This is a genomic window from Streptomyces sp. SID486 (assembly GCF_009865385.1).
GTDB lineage: Bacteria > Actinomycetota > Actinomycetes > Streptomycetales > Streptomycetaceae > Streptomyces.
On record NZ_WWJT01000780.1, the window covers coordinates 1 to 929 of the forward strand.

At 80.6% G+C, this 929-nt stretch carries 1 protein-coding gene; it reads left to right on the forward strand.

Annotated features, from left to right (window positions below):
- Nucleotides 1-172 precede the first annotated feature (172 nt).
- Nucleotides 173-929, forward strand: a 757-nt coding sequence (locus GT045_RS36930; protein ID WP_161336886.1) for a hypothetical protein, incomplete at its 3' end; no start/stop codon positions are given.

The following is a 929-nucleotide window of genomic DNA, read 5'->3' on the forward strand; positions in this document are numbered from 1 at the left end:
GTCCCCGCCGTCCCCGCCGTCCCCGCCGTCCCCGCCTTCCCCGCCGTCCCTGCGCGCCCCGCACAGGCCCCCGCACGCCCAGCCCACCCCGCCGCACCTCCCCACCGCGCACCTCCCCACCGCGCACCTCCTCCGCAGAGCCGCCCGTGCGCCGCTCGCGCTCGTCGGGGTACTGCTGCCGTTCGCCCTGCTGGGTGCCGCCCCGCCGGCTGCCGCGCGAACCGGCGGGTGGTCGCTCGCACCCGCGGGCGGGGGGCGGCCCGCGTTCTACGCCGAGGGCGTGCCGGGGACGGTGCTGCGGGACACGGTGTCCGTGACCAACCCCGGCCGCACCCCGGTCGCGGTCCGGCTGCGCGGCTCCGGCGTCCCGGCCGTGTTCGCCCGCGCCGGACTGCGGATCCCGCCCCGTACCCGCGCCGAGGTCCCCTTCACGCTCACCGTGCCCGGGGACGCCGTGCCCGGTGACCGTACGGGCGCGCTCGTCGCGCGGGACGCGCACGGCCGTACCGCGACCGTGCCGGTCCGGCTGCGCGTCGGCGGCCCCGCGCTCGCCGCGCTGACCGTCGAGCACCTCGCCGTGCACGCCGACCGGATCACGTACGAGCTGGTCAACCGCGGTACGACCGTCCTCGTGCCGAGAGTCGCGGTGCACGCCGACGGGGTCGTCGGCCGGGTCCTGGACCGCGCCCCGCGCACCCTGCCGGTCCGGCTGCCGCCGGGCGCCCGGCGCACGTTCGGCGAACCGTGGCCCGACCGGCCGGTGCTCGACGCGGTGCGGGTCCGGCTGACGGTGACGGCGACGGGCGGCGCCCGCGACACCGCGGACACGTCGGCCACGTTCGTGCCGTGGGACGCGGTGACCGGCGGGTCCGCGGCGGCGGCCGCCGGCACGGCCGTCCTGCTGCGGCGACGGCGAGGGCACCGCGCGC